Origin of the sequence: Pseudomonas sp. MYb193 (genome assembly GCF_002966775.1) — a bacterium.
GTDB classification, from domain to species: Bacteria; Pseudomonadota; Gammaproteobacteria; order Pseudomonadales; family Pseudomonadaceae; genus Aquipseudomonas; species Aquipseudomonas paracarnis.
In genome coordinates, this window is the sequence record NZ_CP023269.1 from 1714842 (window position 1) to 1737344 (window position 22503).

Sequence of the window (22503 nt, forward strand, 5' to 3'; positions counted from 1 at the left end):
AGGCTTGAATTGGCTACTAGTTATGCTTCTTTATATGTTGCTGTATTGCTGCTGGCAACAATACAGTTTTTAGAATCTAGTATGCTGGGTTTTGCCTCGACTCCTATTCGTGGAGAGATTCAGGCAAGTCCGGAAGAATATAGCTTTATTGCTGTTTTATATGCTTGCTTCGCAGTTATTTCTATTTCAAAAGTTAGGTGGTTTATTGAGCGTATTGGGTGGAGGAACTATGTGCTTTCTTCAATTGCTTTGTATCTACTTGGTGCGTTGATTTGTAGCTTCAGTGATGGGAAAGTGAGCTTTTCAATTGGACGTATTATTATGGCCTTGGGAGGGGGGGCATTTATGACTATCGGGCGCCTCCTTGCAAATACACTACCTAGCCAATTGCGTTTTAATGGGATTTGCTTCTTTGCGACGGGTGTTCTGCTTGGCACCATGGGAGGGGGCTGGGTGGCTGCACTGACAGTCAGTGCAGGGCACTGGCAAGCTATGTTCTGGGTTTTACTCTTTTTGGCAAGTGCGGTAGCTTTGTTGACTATCATCTATGCACCGAAAGTGTCTATTCCTAGAGATAGCTGGACTAGTAGTAGTCTTTCATTCGTTTTTCTTTTGGGTTTGTTTTCGTTTTTTACCCTCTATCTTCTACAGCGCTCTTACTATGAGTTCTATAGTGATAGAGCTATATTAATATTTTTTGCTGTCCTGGCGATGGGAGGGGGAGGGGCGATATTCTATGTTGAACGTCAACGTACGAGGCCGTTACTCCGCTTAAAGGATTTTACTACTAAACGATATCTGGCTGGAGTTGGGCTGTTCTGTGTATGTTATCTATTGATTGGTATGAATAACTATGTGCAGCCTCAGTACTTGGCTGAGGGGTTGGGGTATTATTGGGAGTCTATAGGTGAGTTTCAAGCTTTAGCTTTTCTATGTACGCTGATAGTTTGGATGCCTGTCATGCGTTTATTCTTGCCGAAATATCCTTCGCCTATAAAATATTGGGTGTTTTCTTTCGGCTCTCTTGCAATATATGCATGGATCTTTTGCTCTTTTTCGCCAGTAGTTGATGTGTGGACTCATATCGTGCCAGCGTTAGTGTTGAGTGGTTTTTTTATTAGTGCTGGGATGGGAACTACGGCGATGCAAACTTTTAGGGAGTTCGGGGGGGATGAACAACTATTTGCACATGCCTATCAGCTGAAAAATATGTTGGGGCAGATTGTGCAAGCGGTAGGGACTGCGGGGGCAACTATATTCATGCAGTGGCGACAGACGGTTCAGTATGGGAACTTGAATATTAATATGATTGCCAGTGATCCTGCATATAGTAGAGGTATAGATGAGTTGTCAAAATATATTTCTCTTACGCATGGTAGTAAACAGGCTGTTACCATGGCGATGCTGCAACAGAGTCAAGAGTTAAGTCGACAAGCTATTCTACTGGCGGGGATTGAATACTACTGGTTGGTTTTCTGGGTCTCCTTAGCTGTTATGCTGATTTCAGTGCTTCAGCGGACTTTTAAATAGAGAGATACTGTTTTTATATGGAGGGCTTGCCTTTCTAGAGGGGGGTGTTGTTCATAGAGCTTTGATCTATAGTGTTCAGTAAAAGCTTTGCTAATGCCCTTGCTTGTAAGCTGGTAAGTTGTAGATTGGCTACAGTTATACGCTGATTTGTACCGGGCACCATGGCGTATAGTGCGAGGTTCAATACATTATCTTCGATTCGAGTTAAAGCCCAGCCTGTTAGCGTCTTCCGATGTAATTGGTCCATGGTTTTTCTCTTATAGGGGCGTGGTTTTTATATGTATAATACATTTTTTGGAAAAATTCTATACTTTTATGCTTGAACTACAACAAAAAACTGGGTGGCTAGCATGTTGAGGCTTGATGATATGGAGCTTTTCGTGGAGGTCGTTCGGCAGAATAGCCTTCGAAAAGCGGCTGAAAAACTAAAGATACCTGTTTCTACATTGTCGAGAAGATTGTCTGTTCTAGAGAAAGAGATAGGAGTCAGGCTAGTTAGGAGAACCACTAGGAGCTTGGAGGTTACGGAGCTTGGTAATATTTACTATCAACGATGTAAGCCTATAATAGATGAGGCTCGTATTGCAAACCAAAGTTTAAGTGATATGGCGTCTATACCTTCTGGCTTGCTTAGAGTTTCAATGCCTGTAGATTTCTCAATGGCGTATATAATTCCACTGATTATTAAGTATTCAGAAGCGTATCCAGATATTTTTTTTGAATTTGATCTTACCCCCCGCCAGGTTGATCTGGCAAGAGAGCCTCTGGATGTAGCGATAAGGCTTGGTGAGCAACAGAACTCCAGCTTGATAGCTAGACATCTGATTGATATTCCTCGTTACTTATATGCCTCTCCTGAATATCTGAGGGTTCATGGATATCCTAGGTTTCCTAGTGATCTTTGCTCTCATAAGTGCTTGATAATGAATACGCCACAGGAAAGAAAGTATTGGGCTTTGTTGAGCGAAAATGAAGAGGTGGAAGTTGAGCTGAAGGGGCGCTTTCTTATGAATAGCATAGGAATGCTAAAAACTTTAGCTCTTATGGGGGAGGGGGTTGCGATGATATCGCCCGGAGTGGTCAGGAGAGAAGTCTCTGATGGTGCGCTGGTAAGGGTTTTGCCCGAGTGGAGAGGTAAGTCACTATCTGTATATGCATTAACCGAAAACAGATTGAGTCCAATTAAGATATCAAGCTTTATAGATTTTTTGTGTGATGGGCTTAGATCAGGGCTAAGTTAGTTTTTAGTGGATATCTGAAAGGTCTTCCCGAATCTAGGTTCTGTACGAAAAGCCGACGGGTAGAATCGCCGCCATGATTGGCTGGAGACCTGTATGGCAAGGCGTTACTGTAGTGGTCAACCCATCCCGCACAGTGGGTTGAGTTTTTCTTCGTCCACCGCAGGTGCCGGCGTTGAATTGATGTGGCCTGATCCAGTTGTAGCGATATATCAAGTAATGACTAATGTCCCGCTGGGCCTCCTGCGCCGTCAGGTAGCCGGTCGCCGGAATCCATTCCGACTTCAGACTGCGGAACAGGCGCTCCATCGGCGAATTGTCTCGGCAGTTCCCTCAGCGGCTCATGCTCTGCTGCATCCGGTAGCGCCAGAGTTGTTGCCGAAACAGGCGGCTGGCGTACTGGGTGGATTGAACGAGCCCCTTGAAACACAGGGCACCATTTCCCCCTTACCATAAGGGATAGGCAAACGACTGTGTTTATGAAAAGACAAAAGCATCGAAGTGCTCGGCCAGGAGCGGCGTCGCCGCTGGAGCGTCGAGGAGAAACTGGCCATGGTGCGCGAGAGCCTGGAGCCCGGGCAAAGCGTCTAGGTGGTGGCCCGGTGCAACGGCATCAATCCCAACCAATTGTTCTACTGGCGCAAACTCTACCAGGACGGCAGCCTCTCGGCAGTCAGTGCCGGTGAAGCGGTGGTGTCCGCTTCCGAGTTGGCCGATGCCCTCAAGCAGATCCGCGAACTGCAACGGATGCTGGGCAAGAAAACCATGGAGGCCGAGATCCTCAAGGAAGCGGTGGAGATCGCCCGCTCGCGAAAATGGATTGCGCACTCCCCCTTGTTGCTGGGGGACGACCAGTGATAGTGGTCAGTGAGAGTCTCGGTGTGGCGCGCTCGCAATTGACGGCTCGACTCAAACAACCCGCTCCAGGGCTGCGGCCGCGTCGCCGCCGGGTGCTCAACGATGTCGCCCTGGTCGAGCAGATCAAGCAGGCCGTCGGCGCGTTGCCCAGCTATGGCTACCGGCGGGTCTGGGGCCTGTTGCGTCGGCAGCATGAGCAGCAGGCCCAGCCACCGGTCAACGTGAAGCGGGTGTATCGCGTCATGCGAGGCCATGATCTGTTGCTGGAACGCTGGCGCAAACAGCCAGGTGTGGCGCGGCGTCACGAAGGTCGTGTCGCGGTGGACACGAGTAACACCCGCAGGTGTTCGGATGGCTTCGAGTTCCGCTGCGAGGACGGTGAAAAACTGCGCATGACCTTCGCCCTGGACTGCTGCGACCGCGAGGCCATCAGTTGGGTGGCCAGCCCAAACGGCTACTGTGGCGACGACGTCCGCGATGTGATGTTGGAAGCCGTCGAGCAACGCTTCGGTAGCGAACTGCCTGCGTCGCCGGTGCAATGGCTGAGCGATAACGGCTCGGCCTATACCGCCGAGCAGACCCGAGCCTTTGCCCGACAGATCGACCTGCTGCCCCTGGCAACACCAGTATGCAGCCCGCAGAGGGGATGGCGGAGAGCTTCGTGAAGACCACGAAGCGCGACTACATCCGCCACATGCCCAAGCCTGATCGGGCGACGGCCCTGCGCAACCTGGCCACTGCCTTCGAGCATTACAACGAGGAACATCCGCACAGCGCACTGAAATACCGCTCGCCTCGGGAATTCAGGCGTTTGGCGTAGGCATCAACTTAACGGGGTGTTGGTGTCCGGTTTGATAGGAGCAAGTCCAGTTGACCACTACAGGGTGATTCACATCTATTTTGTAATCTACCATAGATAGTACCTCCTGCTCGCAATTATCAGCTCTTTGACTTGAGTTCCTCTAGGTACGGATAGTCGATGTAACCTCGCCCTTCGCCCTGGTAGAAGGTTGCTTTATCTGCCTCGTTCAACCGTGCGCCATGTTTGAATCGTTTAACTAGGTCGGGGTTGGCGAGGAACGCCGTGCCGAACGATACTAGATCGGCATTACCTGATCTAATTGCCTGTGCTGCGCGCTCGGCACTGTAACCCCCATTGGCGATGTAGGTTCCTCCAAAGCGTTGTTTGAGCTCAACGAAGTCAAACTCGCCCGCGCCGTACTGCAAAACATGCAGGTAGGCTAGTCCATATCTCGAGAGCAAGTCTGCGACATAACCAAATGTCCCTCTAGGGTCGCTATCCCTCATAGAAAAACCGTCGAATATTGGTGAGAGTCGGACGCCGGTACGGTCGGCGCCGAAGATGGGGATTACCGCCTCGACTACTTCCTTGAGAAGACGAGCACGATTTTCTAGCGAGCCACCATAGGAGTCCGTACGAATATTAGTGCCATCACGCAGAAACTGATCAATAAGGTATCCATTGGCCGCGTGGATTTCTACTCCATCGAATCCAGCCAGTTTGGCATTTGCGGCGGCCCTGCGGAAGTCTTCGACGATGCCTGGGATTTCCAGAATGTCTAGCGCTCGCGGAGTTTCCAACGCTTTGAGGCCTTCAGGTGTGAAGATGTCCCCTTCGGCTTTAATCGCTGACGGAGCTACCGGTAAGGCGCCACTAGGTTGCACGGTTCGATGTGACAGACGACCAGTATGCCAGATTTGTAGGAATATCTGGCCACCTTCAGCATGGACGGCGTCGGTGACCAGCTTCCAGCCTTCGACTTGATCATTGTTGAATATTCCCGGCGTGCGTGGATAGCCTTTGGCTTGGGCTGAGATTTGCGAAGATTCGGTGATAATAAGGCCGGCTGTGGCACGCTGCCGATAGTACTCGGCGATCAACGCAGTCGCTGTGTCTCCCTTGCCAGCGCGGCTGCGTGTCAGTGGTGACATTACCATGTGGTTCCTTAGCGTGAGTGCGCCTACCTTAGCAGGAGAAAACAGTGGCTCGAGAGAGTTTTTCATAACAATTTGGCTTCCTTTACAAAAGAGCCTTTATGGCTCAAGGCTTGGTGGCGCAGGTATAGCTAGTTTTGTGCTTCTTAGACTAATTGAGTAAGGGACTTTGGGCTGTGAATGAGTAACATTTGCCTGGGTTTCTGGTTTTTGACTTTTATTGTCGGGTAAGTATTTTACTCGATTAATAATATGTTCTTATTTTTTTAAAATAAAGATGGTTTTTTGCATAAGAGTAACTCATAAATGGTACAGAGGGGCTAAGCCTTCCCCTTCGTGCTAACGCCAAGGCTGGCACTTCATTCAGGCCGGCCAGACCTGCAAGGAATTGTTCCTGATCGAGATAGGTCAGATGGTGCCGTGACAGGGATTGACCGCTCTAATCGAACCGTATAATCCGAAGGGTGAATGTGGCCGTCCGGCCTATCCGTGCGTGCACCTGTTACAAAACTCGTTCGGCTACAGCGATTCGGCAATGGAGGAAGCACTCTATGAGACGGCCATCCTGCGGTAGTTCGCCGGGCTGAGTCTGGAACACCTCCCCGACGAAACCATCATCTTCAACTTCCGGCACTTGCTGGAGAAACATGAGTTGACGGCAGGGGTTCTGGCGGTGATCAATGGCTGAATTCCTTGTCCATACGGTCAACTACCTGAACCTGCGGTATGGATGAGCATACCCGGCAGTTTGGTGACCTGGAGTTGGACAAATTCTATCGCTGCAATAGGCAAGCTCTGTTCTGCTCTGAATGGCAGGTGGGGATCTGACATTCCTGCCTCTGTGCGCGTCCGCGTAAATGATCGTCACGTATCAAACCGCTGGGCCAAAGCGCGTCAGCGCTAGTCAATTGGCAAAATGCCATTATGCGATGTAACATCGGCTAATTTTTGACCAGCACATCATATGGAACGTGAAATTATGGATGTAGCTTCGCGGGAGCAGCCCAAACGAGTTTCTTTGACGTTAGCTATAGGGCTTTCGGTTATCTCGACGGCTCTGACATTCGTAGCATTCTTTGGGAGAGACCACGGACTTACTAATCTGCCGAAAATTGTAAAAGACCCTGAATTCTTTCAGCACTACATCATGCAAGCCATCGGCGGTAGCCTTGGGCTCCCAACTATCAACGTGCTGCTAGCGTCAGTATTTAAGCTTAAGCGCAACTCATTTACCCGGCGACAAATTTATATTGGCTGGGCATTGATGTTAATCGTACTGGAAGCTATCGCAATAATTAAACTTTGAGAGTTCAAGCAAATGAGTAATACACCGCTTTCAAGCACTGACCACAGCAAGATCTTGTTCTTTACCTTGCTAATGCTTCCGCCTACTGGGTTCTTTGTCGGTATTTTGCCGTCTTTATTCCTGCTGTTCGGGATATTTATGATGAAAAAGAATAGCGATTTTTCTCATATTGAGACGGCTGTGAGAAATGCTAAATTCTATCTTTACTTGATCATCGTTATTGCTGTCTGTTTTGCCCTGTGGTTCGCAACAACCCTCGGCGCGGCTGATAGATATGACCGCCTGACAGATCAGTTCATTAGCGCATGTATAGCAGTCGTGATCGCATTTGCGTATGTGATAATTATTGGCAAGCTATTCCACTCACCGCTGGCACAGCACCATGAATGGGTTGCAGTAAATGGAATTTTTTCGAACAAACCACGTAAAACTCCTGCTAATTCGGAAATCGACATTATCAAAGGCGAACGAATGAGATCGTTTTCCGTTGCCGATGAGTTGATTAAGTGGGCGAAACTTAAGGATGATGGGCACATCTCTGAGCAGGAATATAACGACGCTCGTAAGAAGCTGCTCCAAAGAGATTGATCGTTTCGTTGTTGGCTCTGAAAGGATGGGGGAATTATGTCAAATATAGATGGTGATATTCAAAATAGACCAAAAGAACTTTGGGCGTTTCCAAATTACAGCTGTTTGCCTGATGAGTCTTTTCAAATAGATCTAGCCGGTGCTGCCGGAGAGTTTTTGGCTAACGATATTTTTGATTTGGATGGTATTCAGCCGCTTGAGTCGGCGGTTATGAAATTATCCAATGAGTTCTTTGAAGGTGTTCCTGTGATTCATGTGAATCCTTCCAAAGAAGCAATTGATTTATACAAAGACCGTGGTGACACTTTTCAAATGATTAATGTTGTCGTTTGCTGTCACTCTTTTGAAAGAAGAAATGGAAAGCTATATGGTTTGCCCTACCATGTTTCCCTATATCCTGCTCAGAAGAAAGGCGTGCCTGCCGAAGTAAACGCTGAATGGATTGAGAACATAGATCTTGAGAATGCTCTGGACGGGCAATCTCAATATATAGGCTATAACCCCTTCTCGAAAGCATTCGGAATTTATGCTGGAGGTGGTATGCCGGTAAGTAAAAATACGTGTTCTGATACGATAGGATTTTTTTATAATACCTATTTTCTTTCTTCAAATTATGTAAAGTCTGATGTGTGCGATCCAGGCTTATGCACTTCATTGCTTGGCGATAGTAAGGGCATGACCGGTGATTATAGAAAATTCAGATTCTCACGATACTTTAAGCGTTTTAAAAGCGTTGCGCCAATAAAAGTATGGGGTTGCGACTCACCGATTGAGCTGTTTCTTTTACAAGCAATGAGCCAGTTAGGATTAAATCCGAAAATTCAAATGTTAATTTACCCTGATGGGTCTGTATTTCCCTCTCTGCAATCTATGTGGGAAGGTGGGATTCGCACGAGCAGACTTTCTAAAATAATAACTGAAGCTGACTTCTTTTTTGAGAATGAGAAAATAGCGATATTTTGCGACTCGGTAGCTCATCATACGTCAGCAGAAGATAAAGCCAAAGACTCCACTATAGACGACAAGCTTAATAAAATAGGCATACGCTCTTATAGAGTTTCTGGAAAGGATATTGCTGAATCACCGGTTGGGTGTGCTGCACGAATTAAGGAATTTATGAATTCTTAATTTTCCAAAGAGTTCAAGTCGAATGCTGGTTGGCCATTCCATGAAGTAATGCATGCTGAAATGGGTTATGGAAAAGAAAGGGCTGGAGAAGGCATCGACGGCGCGATAGGCTGCCAGGAATGGTTTGTTCGCTTGAAAGGGTCGATGCGTACCGTATGAGTCGCCTGTAAACGGCAAATAGCTTTTTTGATTTTATTACGGGCCATTCATTAGGGATTCTCCGAACAAGTCCGTAGATGTGCTGAAATATGTCCGTCCCCTGATCCGAGCTACCCATGAGCCAGATGAGCTTTTCCGACTTTGAATACGCAGGCAAGCGCAAGCAGACACGTCGTGAACGCTTCCTCACCGAGATGGATCAGGTCGTGCCCTGGAGCGCTTTGCTAAAGCTGATCGAACCGTATTACCCGAAGGCTGGCGGTGGTCGAAAACCCTATCCTCTGGAAACCATGCTGCGGATTCATCTGCTGCAAAACTGGTTCTCCCTGAGCGACCCGGCCATGGAAGAGGCGCTCTACGAAATCACGCCCATACGCCAGTTCGCGGGTTTGACTCTGAGTGCGCCAATCCCTGAAGACACCACGATCATGAACTTCCGGCACTTGCTGGAGAAACATAAGCTCGCGCCTGCAATCCTCGCTGTCATCAATGGCTATTTGCAGGACAAAGGCCTGTCGCTGCGCCAGGGCACCATCGTCGATGCGACCATTATTCATGCCCCCAGCTCGACAAAGAACAAGGAGGGAAAGCGCGATCCCGAGATGCATCAGACCAAGAAAGGTAATCAATATTTCTTCGGGATGAAGGCTCATATCGGTGCTGATGTCGAATCCGGTCTGGTTCATCACGTCCATGGCACCGCTGCCAATGTGGCCGATGTCACACAGGTCGCCGAGCTGTTGCATGGCGAAGAAAACGCGGTGTATGCGGATGCTGGATACACCGGTGTCGAGAAACGTAAAGAGCATGAAAATCGTAAAGTGATCTGGCAAATCGCGACTCGCCGCAGCACCTATTCCAAGTTGAATAAACGCAGTCTGCTGTACAAGGCCAAACGCAAGATCGAGTACTGCAAAGCTCAGACGCGGGCCAAGGTCGAGCATCCTTTTCGGGTGATCAAACGGCAGTTCGGTTATATGAAAGTACGCTTTCGTGGGCTGATGAAAAACACGGCCCAGTTGACCACGCTGTTCGCCCTGTCGAACCTGTGGATGGCTCGAAAAAAACTGATGGGTATGGGCGAATTGCGCGCTTAACACCGAAAGCCGGACAAAAACGCCCTCAATACCCGATGCACTGTTCGCTTTTCAGCAAATAGCGGGGCGCTTCGGGAAAATTGCGACTGGCCGCCGGCATACGGCAAGTTGATCGGAGCATCCCTAGCTTCATCGTAGGTCATAGCTACCATGATTTCAAATAAGGTCAGCGGTTTACCGCCTGTATTTATCCGGGCAAATACGTCACAAGCAATTTCAATTGGATAGTCTTTGATAGTGATCGTTGCAAAGTCATATGTTGTTAAATTAGTTTTGTACTCTTGAAATTTCTTGGCTTTTTCTTTTCCGATATCTTCAATGAAGTCTAATGCGTCCGAGGTTAGGAGGTCATGTACAGAAACATAAATCTTGTCCTCCTCTTGCTGGCTCGTTACTATCTGTTCGTCGGTCAAAGGATCGTAATCAAGATTTACATAAATATCTTTGTAATCAATTTCCTTTTTGTCTTTGGTTATGCGAATGCCCTTGCGAATAGCATATAGGGAGGTGATGCGTTGCTGACCGTCCAGTATGTATTGCGCATAGTCGCCTTTAGGCGTATCTGGTAATTTATGGTTGCCAATGTCTTTTACGGACCGCAAGGTATCCTTGGTCTTCCATAAGATGAACGTGCCGATTGGATAGCCTTTGAGAATGCTGTCGATTAGTTTGGCACTTTGTTCTTTATCCCAAACAAATTCACGTTGAAACATTGGCAGTTTAATTTGGCCAGAATCAATTTCAAGGAAAAGCGCTTCATATTTTTTGACGGCGTTTTCCGGTCGTAGAAGAAATTGAGGTTCTGCCTGGATTACCTTGCTTTTAACTGCCATGTATATTTCCTTATAAGTATTGCTTTCACAATAGTAATGAATGATTTTTTAAGGTTTCGTATTCTAGTCAGTTGCCATTCAATCCACTGTCACGAGTCAATAGTCTCTTTTTCCAGTGAATTTCCTTATCCTTCATCTCGTCAGCGCCAGTGTGCTTATCGGCAATTTCTAAGATGCTGAACCTGAAATGTTCAGAAAACGACTCACCCCGTTTCAGGTGAAGGTCACGTATTCGGGTGTTACCGCCATGCCCATTCTTTGAGTAAGTCACCCAACGATCCCACAAGCCACCTGTGCCCGTGGCAGAGCCTACATATAGCTGGTGTTCACCCTCGGTGCGGTCGGATATCAGGTAAACGCCTGCAACGCTGCTCAAAGCAGTCTGCCACGACACGATCCCTTCCCTGGCGATGATTTTCAATTCTTGGAAGCTAATGTCTACATCCTTAAAGCCGGGGAATCTCCCCACGGTCATTTTCCTTTCTAGGATTTCGGACAGCTTCATCGTGGGCATGCATGTCTTGAGGTACAGGTAGTTGGCCCTTGGTTTTTTGTACTCCAGGACCAGTCGCCCCGCCAGTTCTTCGAACTCTGGCACTCGGCGGTATTCGTAAACGTAGTCACGATGGACCTTGCCTTGGCGTACCTCTTTCACTTTCAACGAATCGTAGATCCCAGCTAGGAGCCAGTTCTTGGACTCTGGAATCTCAACAAGGCCGATGACGTATCGGCACTCGAAATTCTTCCTTGACTGCCACGACTGCCACTCATCAAAGTCACCAGCCAGGTACACGTCCATTGGGTGTTCGATCCCGTTGTGCTGTGCCAAATGGATCTTGGTGTTATCGGGTGTCAGGGAAGGCAAGAGGCTGGTCAGGAACTGCATGAGCATGTTGGTAGAGATCCTCGGGCGATTCGAGAATCTAGCATTTGACGCATTCCGCTGCGCGGGGATATTTGCCTACCGGGTGTGATGAGTAGATGCAGGGTTTCAAAAAACAAAAAAAAGGCGCTTCAGCCCGGTCTTTTTGGATACTGAGATGTGGGCTGAACGGAGCCAGTGGTAGCGGGGTTTTGGGTAGTGATGAATAGAAGATCCTCTACCTAGTCAGCAAATTCATATTTCAACTTTTTTATCGCCTCAAATTTCTGTTCTGGAGACGCACCGTCACTGTAGATGTCCCATGTCACTTCACCAGTTTCATGCCCAACAATACATTTGACGGTCAATTCTGCAACGCCAGCGCGTTGGAGCTGTGTAATTACCGTGCCACGAAAGCTGTGAAAAACGTACTGTTCGTTGAAACCCATCGAAGTTTTCAATCGCCCAAAAGCCTTGCTCAAAAAATCTGACCTAATTCCATACTTGTTTCCAGCCGGGGAGGGCACCAAGAACCCATCCTTGGAGTTTTCTTTCATGCGTTTAATAATTGGGAGTAAATCGGGATGGATCGGCACCTTACGAATTGAGGAGCGGTTTTTGCCCTCATCCAAGGAAATACAGTAAACACCTTCGTCATCCACCAAATCTCGTTGAATTTCTAGCTGGCATATTTCTTCAATTCTCATGCCTGTGAAAGCACCAATGCGAATCGCATCCATCAAGTGTTGCCGGTTTTTACCTTTAACTTCTTTAGCTTTGGCATAAATTTCTTCGGCTTGTTTAACCGTGTAATTTTTACGCTCTGCTTCTACTTGAGCTTTACCTTTACGTGATGTAGGGAATTCGTGGTTTTGAAATGGGGGTTTCATATTCTGATATTTAGCTTCGAAACGTGTAAGGTTATTCATTCCCCATTTGTAAAATGTATTGCCAGCCAAAACGTATTGTTTCTTTGTTTTAGGTGAAAGGGATGTTTGCGACTCAAGGTAGAGGCGCACGCTTTTATGTTCCAATGGCAATTTTTCTTTTTTTAGCCAGTCGTTAATCTTCTCCAAGCGGCTAACTTGCATGTCTACTGTCTTGTCAATGACTTTCCGAATCTTCTTTTGATACGCTGAAAACTTTTCTAGGTTTGCTTTGGTGAAGGGCGTTTCAGGTGCGTGTGATTCGTAATGTTTAGCGGATTCCACCACATCTTTTCGCTCTGTAATGGTGAACTCATCTGTTTCGGAAAGTTCTCCCATAAGCATTTTTAAATCAAGCTGAGTGGTTAATCTGTTTAAGTACTTTACTGCGGCGACGATGGTTTCAAATCCTAACTTACCTTCCTTTTCAATGATCATGCTGTGTTTGACGTACCAGACATCAAACTCTTCTATAAGGTCTTCATATTCCTGATCAGAAATGTAGCCTTGAATATGAAGGTGCATAACCCTTTCTTTTTGTTCATCCCTTTTCATTACTAATTTGGTTTCGCCAAATTCAGCGCCATTGCCGATCAGGTCGTTTACCAGTTTGGCTAAATAATCCTTCTCTTTTTCCGCCTTTGTAGCCATGTACGACACGGCTACTTCTTTAACCTCTTCAAAATCCAAATTCAGCTTTAAATCACCGCTTTCGTCACGCAGCAATTTTCGCTTCGTTTCTATCTCAGCTTTCCACCGCTTGATGTGAGGGATTTTGAGATTTTGAGCATCGGCTTTGGAGCCAGTCTTCAAGGATTGGGAAAACTGACTCTTCCCGAAATATTCTCGTAAGTCCTCTGGGATGACGAATCTGGCGTGCCATGTGCCCGCTTTGAGGATAAGATTGTCCGCTGCCATGCTAGGGCACGCCTTTTTCGGTGGAGATACTGTTTTGTACCAGTATTTTGTACCAAAATGAAGCGGGATCTTCGCAGGGCTTGGGGTGTAAGGGCTGTAGAGAGGGTGGCGTATTTTTCCTATCTCTCCGCCATTATTGATAAACAAGAACCCCCAATAACTTAACTGTTGTTGGGGGTTTTTGTTTTTATAGCAGAAATGCTCAGGTGAATTCTGCTACGGTCGTCATTACCTGATGACAATGCGGGTCGATCATGAACTTTGAAAAAGTGCTCACGCATTTGCGGGCTAACCTTCCAGATCTTTTGGCAGTGTACGTCTTTGGCAGCCAGGTGACGGGCGAGGCAAATGGCGACAGCGATCTTGACTTGGCTGTACTGATTGAGGGATGCATTGACCCACTGCAACTGTGGCGCCTATCCGGAGAATTAGCGGATATCGTCAAGGTCCCCGTTGATTTGCTGGACTTACGCGCAGCCTCGACGGTCATGCAATACCAAGTCATAACGACAGGGCGTCGCCTGTGGAGCAAGGACAGTCAGGCGGGTATCTTTGAGAGCTACATACTCAGCGAGAAGACTGCGTTGGATTGCGCCAGAGCAGAGCTGCTAGTCGACCTTCAAAAGGACGGAACGGTATATGGCCGATGATGTACTCATCAACAAGGCTGCCAGCATTGAGCGTTACGTTGCTCGTGCTCGGGAGGAGTACGAAAAGGATCCAGCCAGTTTCGCCACTGACTTAACCCGTCAGGATGCGGCCATTCTCAATATTCTGCGTACCTGTGAGGCTGCCCTGGACATGGGGCAACATCTGATTCGTCGTGAGCGCCTCGGTGTCCCCCAAAGTGCTCGTGACGTGTTTGAGCTGCTGGCGCAGGGCGGATGGGTGAATCGTTCCTAGCTCACCAATCTGAAAAACATGGTCGGTTTTTGTAATATCGCTGTGCATGAGTATAAGACGCTTCAGTTGCCTATTACCGTTGCGATCATCACCAAACATCTGGGCGATTTCCTGGCATTCAGTGCACATGTCTTCACTAAGGACGCGGGATAGTAAGCCGATTCAAATGGCCCGCGGTAACTCAAGGCTACAGGTCATCTAATGAGATCTTTACCCGTTGAGGATTCGCCAACCGGTTCCGAACGGTCGTGTATGACGCCGAGTTTTCGAGTTTGAGATAGGCTTGAGCTTTGAGTTCGCCGTCGACATGAACGGTGCCCGTTTCAATATTATCGGCGTGGCGTTCGATGCCTATCGCATCAAATGTTTCCTACCGGAACTGGAAGCTCAGAGCATCGAAGTCTTCCTGTTCGTCCATGGCCTGGTTTGAGCTGACGGAAACTCTGCTCACCGCGCAAAGCATCCAGACCAAAGCCAACCCGGTATTACGCTGGACCGCAGCGAGCGCCGTATTAGACGCCGATCAGAAGGACAGCCGCATCTTCGCCAAGCGCAAAATCCCTGGTCGCATCGACGGCGTGGTGGCAGTGGCCATGAGCATCGGTGCATCTGAACTGCAGCTGGCCGACGTGAGCGACCACGACGGCTTCTTAAACCGCCCGATCATGGTGGGTGTCTGACTGTAAAATTTCTTCATGATTTCAGTTTGGCGTTTCTGAGCGTGGTGGGGTATCAGAGCACGACAAACAGATGAAACGCACTTGTGTGGGTCCCAGTATGGGACTAGGATCATTCCATGAGAATCATCGCGATCAGCCAGCTCAAGACTTTCTGGCAGAAATACCCGGATTCAGAGCAATCCCTCCTTGCCTGGATTGACGAGGCAAAGGAAAGCGAACTGGCAGACGCCCGCAGACATCAAGGGCCAATTTCGCCATGCGAGCGTTCTCAAAAGCCGCAGGGTCGTGTTCAACATCAAAGGCAATGACTACCGGCTAGTGGTCGCTGTGGCCTATCGCTACGGCGCGCTCTATATCAAATTTGTCGGCACACATAAGCAGTACGACGCCGTCGACGCTGATACTGTTGAAATGGAGTAACCCATGAACATTCGACCCATTCATACCGAACAGGATTACCAAGAAGCGCTGAAGGCTGTCTCGCCTCTGTTCGATAATGAACCAGAGCCCGGGACGCCTGAAGGGGATTACCTTGAGGTAATGATTACGCTGATCGAAGCTTATGAGGCGAAACACTTTCCGGTTGACCTGCCCAATCCGGTGGATGCCATACGTTTCAGGATGGAACAGTCCGGTTTGTCAGCGACAGACCTTGTGCCTGCCATTGGGCGCAAGAATCGGGTGTATGAGGTGCTGAACGGGAAGCGAGCTCTTACGCTGCCGATGATTTGGAAACTGCATGAGATGTTTGGGATTCCTGCAGAGAGTCTGATTAAACCGGTAAAAGCGCTGTAGCACTGAATGAGTCTGACCCGCTGAAAAAATCCAGGCTCCTCATAAGAGCTCTGGATTTTTTATGCCTGCCTCCGGTTGCAGTATCTTTACGACGAGGCCAATGGTTACGTATTCACCTGTGACCGCATCGCGATATCTCGTTGGCATGTAAGCACTCTTGACAGTATGCCGCCACGGCGGCCACCTTTTTCAGGCTAGCTCAGAGGCTTACGCACACAAGGTTCCCTGTGGGCATTCTGGTTACCAAGCTTTTCCGAAACCGGTGCTTACGTTATGCGGGATCGGCGCTTTTCGAGCAGGGTTGCGTTGGCCGGGGCTCAAACCGCGCCGAAGATCCAGCCAGCACGCAGTCGCCCGTGATCATGGCCCTGGCTCAATTGATCGAGAACGCGCAAGCCTTGGTGGATGCTGTCCTCGAGCGTGATTTCTCCACGGCCAAATAAATACCTGCTCCCGAAACGAGAAAAGCCTGCTGAACTCAACGCTCAGCAGGCTTTTTTGCGCATGCAGTTCGGTCAGGCAGGCTGCGCCACCAGGCTATTACTCACCTTGCGCCCCAACACCAGCACGGTCGCGAACCCGAACCCCACCAACACCGTAGCCAGGCTCAACAACACCGAACTGCCCATTTGGTCGACGATGCGCCCGCCAAAGAATGAACCCAGGGCGATGATCACCTGAAACAGCGCCACGAACAGCGGCATGCCTCGTTCCACATCCTTGGGTGCCACCACGAACATCCAGATGCTGGCGCAGGCCGGGAAAGCGCCAAAGGCAAAACCCCAGAGCGCGATCAGCACTACGGCGCCTGTCATACCGGTGGCGAAGTAGGGGAACAGTGCAGTGCTGGTACCGATCATCAGCGCGACCAGCAGCAGGGTGTTGCGTACGCTGCGGTTGGCGGCAAAGCCAGCGAATATATTGCCCAGCACTCCAGCCACGCCATACAGCAACAACAGCGAGCCAATCGTGGGGCCGTCGAAGCCGGAGCTGTGTTTGAAAAACGGTGCAACATAGGTATACGCCGCAAAGTGCGCCAGGCCGATCAGCAGCACGGCGATCAACCCGACCCGTGCTTGTGGGTTGATAAACAAAGCCGGCAGGTCACGGATCTGAATGGCTTTCTCAGGGGTGAGTCGCGGCAGCAGGAAGATTTGCGCCAACAGCACCGGAATGCCCACCAACGCCGTGACCAGGAAGGTCATCCGCCAGCCCATCAGGCCGCTGAGCCATGTACCTACCGGCACGCCCAACACGGTGGCCAGGGTCACGCCCATCATGATGATCGAGGTGGCCTTTGCTACGCCCACGCCCTTGGGCGCCAGCCGCCCGCTGAGGGCAATGGCGGTGGCCCAGAAGCCGCCGATGCTGATGCCGAGCAATACGCGGCCGAACAGTAGCAGGCTGAAATCGTTAGCGAAGGCCACCACCGAGTTGGCGATGATCATCACCAGTGTCAGGCCAATCAGCAGATAGCGACGGTCCATGGCGCCAATGCTGACCGACAGAAACGGCGCGGCGAGGGCAGCCATGATGCCGGGCAATGTCACCATCAAACCGGCGTGACCGGCACTGATGCCCAGATCGCTGGCGACGTCGTTGAGTACGCCCACCGGCAGGAATTCACTGGTCACCAGGGCAAAGGCACCCACGGCGACCGAAAGAATCGCCAACCACTGCTGTTTGACGCTTTGTTGATTATGTTCGGGAAGGCCGCTAGGGGCCTGGCTCGCGCTTGGCATGGGATTGGGTTCCGGGAGGAATGTCGCCTGAAGCCAGGCGAGGAGGGAATGTGGGGCGATTATAGGAATCAGTATCGGCAATCGTTCAGGCGCTCGTTTCGATAGTAATCATCAGTGCTATCGATGTGAGCAATCATTTTTCGGCCAACCGTTCCAGAAGGCACTCAATAAACACCCCCTCCGCCCGACTCAACTTCTGCTCCCGGTTCCACAGCAGATGAATATCCACATCCGCAATCCCCTCATCCGGCGGCAACCGCCACAGCAGCCCGCTCTTCACATCGTCCGCCACCACATGAGTGGGTAAGCAGCCCAAGCCAAACCCGGCAATGACCAATCGCCGCACTTCTTCCAGGCTGGAGGATGACGCCACGATCCGCCCACCGAACCCTTGCTGGTCACGGAAAATAGTCAGCGGCGACAACATGCCGCCAATCTGGTCGCTGGTAAAACTCACGAAATTCTCCGATTGCAGATCCCCTTCGACCAACCCTGTGCGTCCGAACAATGGGTGGTGTTTTCCACAAAAGAACGCATAACGCTGACGCAGAAACAGATGCTGTTCCAGGCGCGGTTGTGGCCGGCGGTTGAGGCTGAGCCCCAGGGTCGCGGTTTTTTCCAGCAACGCGGCGACAATGTCGGAGCTGCGCATCACTTCGACTTCCAGATCGACCCGCGGATGTTCGCGATGAAAGCCTGCGAGAAAGTCATCGAAAGTGTCGGAATTAATCCGACTGATCATCAGCAGGCGCACTTTGCCGATCACTTCATCACCCGGCTTTTGCAGAGCGTTGCTCATCTGCGAAACCTGTCCGTAAATCTCCCCGGCAATGGCGAAGATCTGCTCACCGGCCTCGGTGAGCACGAAGCGCGGGCCTCGGCGCAGGATGAGCTGGCAATCCAGCTGTTCTTCCAGGCGCTTGAGCGCCTGGCTGATGGCCGGTTGCGTCAGATGCAGGCGGGCGGCGGCGCGGCTGATGCTCAGTTCCTGGCCGATCACGCGGAAGGTGCGCAGCAGGTTCCAGTCCAGGCGGTCATTGAGCAGAGGGTGAATATCGCGGCGGAATTCGGGCATGGCGGCGCTCGATAATAAGCAGTTCTTATAATCAAGATAATAAATAGAAAATTGACTAATCATAGCCCCTGGCCGAAAAATCGGGTTTAACGAGCGCCACCAGAGCGCACCGGTTTGACTTTCTCCTGCCAAAAAAATAAACAAAGGAGCCAGCCCCATGAAGCCTTCCGCTTCGCCGCAGCCTCGCCGTGCTGCGGCCGCCGCCTTTATCGGCACCATGATCGAGTGGTACGACTTTTACATCTATGCCACCGCTGCAGCGCTGGTGTTCGGTCAGCTGTTCTTCCCCTCCGACGATAAATTGTTCAGCACCATGGCCGCGTTCGGCACCTTCGCCGTTGGCTTTTTTGCGCGGCCGTTGGGCGGCATTGTGTTCGGTCATATCGGCGACCGCATCGGCCGCAAGAAATCCTTAGTGATTACCCTCGTGATGATGGGCGTGGTCACGGTGTGCATCGGCCTGTTGCCGACCTATGCCCAGATCGGCGCCGCCGCGCCAGTGCTGTTGATCCTGTTACGCGTGGTGCAGGGCATTGCAGTCGGCGGCGAATGGGGCGGGGCGGTGTTGATGGCTGGCGAGCACGCACCGAAAGGGCGGCGTAATTTCTTTGCATCCTTCGCGCAGTTGGGCAGCCCGGCCGGTTTGATTCTTTCCTTGCTGGCGTTCAGTGCCGTCACTCGTTTACCTGAAGAAGACCTGCTCAGTTGGGGCTGGCGCCTGCCGTTCCTGGCCAGTGCTTTGCTGTTGGTCGTCGGCTTGGCGATTCGCCTGGGTGTGAACGAGTCGCCGGAGTTCCTCGAAGACAAGGCCCAGGCGGAAAAAGCGCGGGCGATCAAGCAGGACCAAGCCCCCGTGCTGGAAGTGTTGAAGACCGCTTGGCGCCCACTGTTGTTGTGCATTGGCGCCAATACGTTGGGGATTGCCGGCGTGTATTTCACCAACACCTTCATGATTGCCTACAGCACTCAGCAACTTAACCTGCCGCGCTCGTTGATTCTGGAGTGCCTGTTCTTCGTCGCCATTATTCAGTTCTGCGTCCAGCCGCTGGCCGCCTGGGTGGCGGAGAAGGTCGGCGCTACGCGGTTTCTGTGCGCCATGTGCGTGCTGGCAATGGCCTCGCCGTACCCGATGTTCGTCCTGGTCAGCAGCGCTCAGGCACCGTTGATCATCCTCGGCATTGCCCTGGCGGTGGTGTGCATGGCGTCGTTCTATGCCGTGATCGCGGGTTATGTCAGCGGCCTGTTTGAAACCCGTGTGCGCTACACCGCGATTTCCCTGGCTTACCAAGTATGCGGCGCGCTGGCCGGCGGCCTGACACCGTTGATCGGCACCTGGCTGGCCCATCAATACCTGGGCCAATGGTGGCCGATGGCAGTGTTTTACAGCGTGATCGCGGCGGTTTCGTTGGTGTGCGTGCTGGCCTTGTCCCGCCGCCATGCCACGGCCCACCGCCTGGAAATGGCACACAGTTGAGGGAGTCAGCAATGTTGAGGATTAATGGCGAGCGCCTGTGGCGTAGCCTGATGGACATGGCCGAGATCGGCGCGACCGCACGCGGTGGCAGCTGCCGCCTGGCGTTGAGCGCCGAAGACAAGGCCGGTCGTGAGCTGTTCAGCCACTGGTGTAAAGCAGCCGGCCTGACGTTGAGCGTGGATGCCATCGGCAACCTGTTCGCCCGCCGCGCGGGTACCGACAATGACGCCGCCCCGGTGATGATGGGCAGCCACCTGGATACCCAGCCCGAAGGCGGACGCTTCGATGGGGTGTACGGCGTGTTGGCTGGCCTGGAGGTGATCCGCAGCCTCGACGACCAGGGTATCCAGACGCGCAAGCCGTTGGAAATTGCAGTGTGGACCAACGAGGAGGGCGCCCGTTTCACTCCGGCCATGCTGGGCTCGGCAGTGTTCACCGGCACGCTTGCCCTGGGCAAGGCATTGGCAACCGCTGATGTAGACGGTATCAGCGTTAACGAGGCGTTGCGCACCACCGGCTACAACGGTGAGCGCCCGTTGGGTGGCGCAGTGGATGCGTATTTCGAAGCGCATATCGAGCAAGGCCCGATCCTGGAAGACAACGCCAACAGCATCGGCGTAGTCACCGGTGGTCAAGCGATTCGCTGGCTCGATGTACGGGTCGAAGGCATGGCCGCGCACGCTGGCACCACGCCGATGCCGTTGCGTAAAGATGCGCTGTACGGCGCGGCAAAAATGATCCAGGCCCTGGAAAACCTCGCCGCCGATTTTGCCCCGCAGGGCCTCACCACTGTGGGTGAACTGAGCATCGCCAAGTCGTCGCGCAACACCATCCCCGGCTTGCTCAATTTTACCGTCGACCTTCGCCATCACCGCGACGCCGACATCGACGCCATGGAGCAGCAAGTGCGTGCACGCCTGCAGGCTATCGCGGACAACCGTGGCCTGAGCGTCACCATCACGCCTCACTGGATCAGCCCGGCCACGCCGTTCGACGCCGAGTGCGTGGCTTGCGTGCAGGCTGCGGTGGACGGCTTGGGCTACAGCCAACAGACCCTCGTCAGCGGCGCCGGCCACGATGCGATTCACTTGGCGCGCTATTGCCCCACCGCGATGATCTTCATCCCCTGCGTCGGCGGCCTCAGCCACAACGAAGCCGAGGATGTCTTGCCCGACGATGTGCGCCAAGGCACCGATGTCTTGCTCAATGCCGTCTTGAAGCGCGCCGGGCGCGTTCATTTCTAAAGGCCGACGCCGTACCCCCTGTGGGAGCTGGCTTGCCTGCGATAGCGGACTGTCAGAGAGCAATGTACTGCCTGATTCACCGCCATCGCAGGCAAGCCAGCTCCCACAGGTGCTGTGTTTATCCAGGAGCAACTCATGAAGACGTTTTTTCACCCCGAACAACTCCTGCATCACCCGCGTAGCTACTACTCCCGCGGCCAGATGCGCACGCCCCAAGAGGTTCCCGAGCGAGCGCGCAACTTGCTGCTGGCTGCGCAAACCCTGGGCTTCGATATCCAGCAACCGACCGATTACGGTATGGATCCTTTGCTCGCGGTGCACGGCGGCGCCTACCTGGCTTTTCTTCAAGAAGCTCACCAGCGCTGGAAAGAAATCCCCGAAGACTGGGGCGACGAAGTCATGTCCAACATCTTCGTGCGTGAACCCAATGCCTTGCGCGGCATCCTGGCTCAGGCGGCACGCTACCTGGCCGATGGCAGTTGCCCCATCGGTGAATTGACCTGGCGCTCGGCTTATTGGTCAGCCCAAAGCGCCATCGCCGCAGCGGGAGACATCCTCGATGGCGCCCCTGCCGCCTACGCCTTGTGCCGGCCGCCGGGCCATCACGCCCGCTTCGACGCGGCCGGTGGCTTCTGTTACATCAACAATGCGGCCGTGGCTGCGCAAGCACTGCGCCAGGGTTTCCAGCGTGTCGCCGTGCTCGATACCGATATGCATCACGGCCAAGGCATCCAGGAAATTTTCTACGACCGCGACGACGTGCTGTATGTGTCGATCCACGGCGACCCGACCAACTTCTATCCTGGCGTGGCAGGCTTTGCCGACGAAAAAGGCGGTGGCGCCGGCGAGGGGTACAACCTCAACCTGCCGATGCCCCATGGTGCCAGCGAAGCGGTGTTCTTTGAAAAGCTGGAGCAGGCCCTGGCAGCGGTGAAGGACTTCTCAGCGGATGTGCTGGTGTTGTCACTGGGCTTCGATATCTATGAGCTGGACCCACAAAGCAAAGTCGCGGTGACGCGGGAAGGCTTTGCGCGGTTGGGAGCCCGCATCCGTGCGCTGGGGTTGCCCTGCGTGATCGTGCAGGAAGGCGGGTATCACTTGGAAACGTTGGACAGTAATGCCCAGGCGTTTTTCGGTGCACCAACGGCTTGGAACGCGCGCTCAGGCCCTTCATTAAAGGGTGTTTGAACG

Annotated in this window: 19 protein-coding genes and 5 pseudogenes; 17 read left to right on the forward strand and 7 right to left on the reverse strand. The window is 51.8% G+C overall.

Annotation, left to right across the window (positions count from 1 at the left end):
- Window positions 1-9: 9 nt before the first annotated feature.
- Window positions 10-1530, forward strand: a complete 1521-nt coding sequence (locus CLM72_RS08045; RefSeq protein WP_043095463.1) for an MFS transporter — start codon at window positions 10-12, stop codon at window positions 1528-1530.
- A 350-nt stretch (window positions 1531-1880) separates the two neighbouring features.
- Window positions 1881-2771, forward strand: a complete 891-nt coding sequence (locus CLM72_RS08050) for a LysR family transcriptional regulator (RefSeq protein ID WP_105226126.1) — start codon at window positions 1881-1883, stop codon at window positions 2769-2771.
- Window positions 2772-2885: 114 nt separating this feature from the next.
- On the opposite strand, the pseudogene CLM72_RS08055 reads toward CLM72_RS08050, so the two are convergent.
- A pseudogene (locus tag CLM72_RS08055) lies at window positions 2886-3179 on the reverse strand (integrase core domain-containing protein); the annotation flags it as partial.
- 84 nt (window positions 3180-3263) lie between these two features.
- Between CLM72_RS08055 and CLM72_RS08060 the strand changes: the two are divergent.
- A pseudogene (locus CLM72_RS08060) lies at window positions 3264-4446 on the forward strand (IS3 family transposase).
- A 119-nt stretch (window positions 4447-4565) separates the two neighbouring features.
- Here CLM72_RS08060 and CLM72_RS08065 read toward each other — a convergent pair.
- Window positions 4566-5651: an alkene reductase gene (locus CLM72_RS08065; protein ID WP_057391219.1), complete on the reverse strand. Its 1086-nt coding sequence runs from the start codon at window positions 5649-5651 to the stop codon at window positions 4566-4568.
- Window positions 5652-5943: 292 nt separating this feature from the next.
- Here CLM72_RS08065 and CLM72_RS08070 point away from each other — a divergent pair.
- From CLM72_RS08070 to CLM72_RS08090, 5 genes and pseudogenes are all read left to right on the forward strand, one after another.
- A pseudogene (locus CLM72_RS08070) lies at window positions 5944-6267 on the forward strand (transposase); the annotation flags it as partial.
- 279 nt (window positions 6268-6546) lie between these two features.
- Window positions 6547-6888 carry a hypothetical protein gene (locus tag CLM72_RS08075; RefSeq protein WP_146120491.1) on the forward strand — a complete coding sequence of 114 codons (342 nt, stop codon included), beginning with the start codon at window positions 6547-6549 and terminating at the stop codon, window positions 6886-6888.
- Window positions 6889-6900: 12 nt separating this feature from the next.
- Window positions 6901-7476 (forward strand): SHOCT domain-containing protein, encoded by a 576-nt coding sequence (locus CLM72_RS08080; RefSeq protein ID WP_105226128.1) that lies wholly within the window; start codon window positions 6901-6903, stop codon window positions 7474-7476.
- 36 nt (window positions 7477-7512) lie between these two features.
- Window positions 7513-8604, forward strand: coding sequence for a hypothetical protein (locus CLM72_RS08085; protein ID WP_105226129.1), 1092 nt, complete (start codon window positions 7513-7515; stop codon window positions 8602-8604).
- 275 nt (window positions 8605-8879) lie between these two features.
- Window positions 8880-9860 (forward strand): IS5 family transposase, encoded by a 981-nt coding sequence (locus tag CLM72_RS08090; protein WP_105226130.1) that lies wholly within the window; start codon window positions 8880-8882, stop codon window positions 9858-9860.
- Here the strand turns inward: CLM72_RS08090 and CLM72_RS08095 are convergent.
- The 3 genes from CLM72_RS08095 to CLM72_RS08105 all read right to left on the reverse strand — a co-directional run bounded on the left by CLM72_RS08095 (window position 9857) and on the right by CLM72_RS08105 (window position 13399).
- Complete coding sequence (locus CLM72_RS08095) at window positions 9857-10693, reverse strand: DUF262 domain-containing protein (protein WP_256595322.1); 837 nt, start codon at window positions 10691-10693, stop codon at window positions 9857-9859. The genes CLM72_RS08090 and CLM72_RS08095 overlap by 4 nt on opposite strands.
- Window positions 10694-10760: 67 nt before the next feature.
- The gene (locus CLM72_RS08100; RefSeq protein WP_105226131.1) at window positions 10761-11585 is read right to left on the reverse strand and encodes a GIY-YIG nuclease family protein; all 825 of its coding nucleotides are present in this window, start codon (window positions 11583-11585) and stop codon (window positions 10761-10763) included.
- Between the two features lie 212 nt (window positions 11586-11797).
- On the reverse strand, window positions 11798-13399 hold the full coding sequence (locus CLM72_RS08105) for a tyrosine-type recombinase/integrase (protein WP_105226132.1): 1602 nt from the start codon (window positions 13397-13399) through the stop codon (window positions 11798-11800).
- 254 nt (window positions 13400-13653) lie between these two features.
- Between CLM72_RS08105 and CLM72_RS08110 the strand changes: the two genes are divergently transcribed.
- From CLM72_RS08110 to CLM72_RS08130, 6 genes and pseudogenes are all read left to right on the forward strand, one after another.
- Window positions 13654-14049 (forward strand): nucleotidyltransferase domain-containing protein, encoded by a 396-nt coding sequence (locus CLM72_RS08110; RefSeq protein ID WP_105226133.1) that lies wholly within the window; start codon window positions 13654-13656, stop codon window positions 14047-14049.
- Window positions 14039-14455, forward strand: a pseudogene (locus tag CLM72_RS08115) (DUF86 domain-containing protein). Before CLM72_RS08110 ends, CLM72_RS08115 begins: the two are co-directional and overlap by 11 nt.
- A 130-nt stretch (window positions 14456-14585) precedes the next feature.
- Window positions 14586-14732: a hypothetical protein gene (locus tag CLM72_RS28725; protein WP_158688680.1), complete on the forward strand. Its 147-nt coding sequence runs from the start codon at window positions 14586-14588 to the stop codon at window positions 14730-14732.
- Window positions 14719-14982 (forward strand): hypothetical protein, encoded by a 264-nt coding sequence (locus CLM72_RS08120; RefSeq protein ID WP_105226134.1) that lies wholly within the window; start codon window positions 14719-14721, stop codon window positions 14980-14982. The genes CLM72_RS28725 and CLM72_RS08120 overlap by 14 nt, the downstream gene beginning before the upstream one ends.
- Before the next feature lie 116 nt (window positions 14983-15098).
- Window positions 15099-15402, forward strand: a pseudogene (locus tag CLM72_RS08125) (type II toxin-antitoxin system HigB family toxin).
- Between the two features lie 3 nt (window positions 15403-15405).
- The gene (locus CLM72_RS08130) at window positions 15406-15777 is read left to right on the forward strand and encodes a type II toxin-antitoxin system HigA family antitoxin (protein WP_017848700.1); all 372 of its coding nucleotides are present in this window, start codon (window positions 15406-15408) and stop codon (window positions 15775-15777) included.
- Window positions 15778-16292: 515 nt separating this feature from the next.
- Here CLM72_RS08130 and CLM72_RS08140 read toward each other — a convergent pair.
- Window positions 16293-17519, reverse strand: a complete 1227-nt coding sequence (locus CLM72_RS08140) for an MFS transporter (protein ID WP_105226135.1) — start codon at window positions 17517-17519, stop codon at window positions 16293-16295.
- Between the two features lie 133 nt (window positions 17520-17652).
- Complete coding sequence (locus CLM72_RS08145; RefSeq protein WP_105226136.1) at window positions 17653-18594, reverse strand: LysR family transcriptional regulator; 942 nt, start codon at window positions 18592-18594, stop codon at window positions 17653-17655.
- A gap of 157 nt (window positions 18595-18751) precedes the next feature.
- Between CLM72_RS08145 and CLM72_RS08150 the strand changes: the two genes are divergently transcribed.
- From CLM72_RS08150 to CLM72_RS08160, 3 genes are all read left to right on the forward strand, one after another.
- Window positions 18752-20068, forward strand: a complete 1317-nt coding sequence (locus tag CLM72_RS08150; protein ID WP_105226137.1) for an MFS transporter — start codon at window positions 18752-18754, stop codon at window positions 20066-20068.
- Between the two features lie 11 nt (window positions 20069-20079).
- Complete coding sequence (locus CLM72_RS08155; protein ID WP_105226138.1) at window positions 20080-21312, forward strand: Zn-dependent hydrolase; 1233 nt, start codon at window positions 20080-20082, stop codon at window positions 21310-21312.
- A 135-nt stretch (window positions 21313-21447) separates the two neighbouring features.
- A complete protein-coding gene (locus CLM72_RS08160) occupies window positions 21448-22500 on the forward strand; it encodes a histone deacetylase family protein (RefSeq protein WP_105226139.1) in 1053 nt (350 codons plus the stop codon).
- Window positions 22501-22503 lie beyond the last annotated feature (3 nt).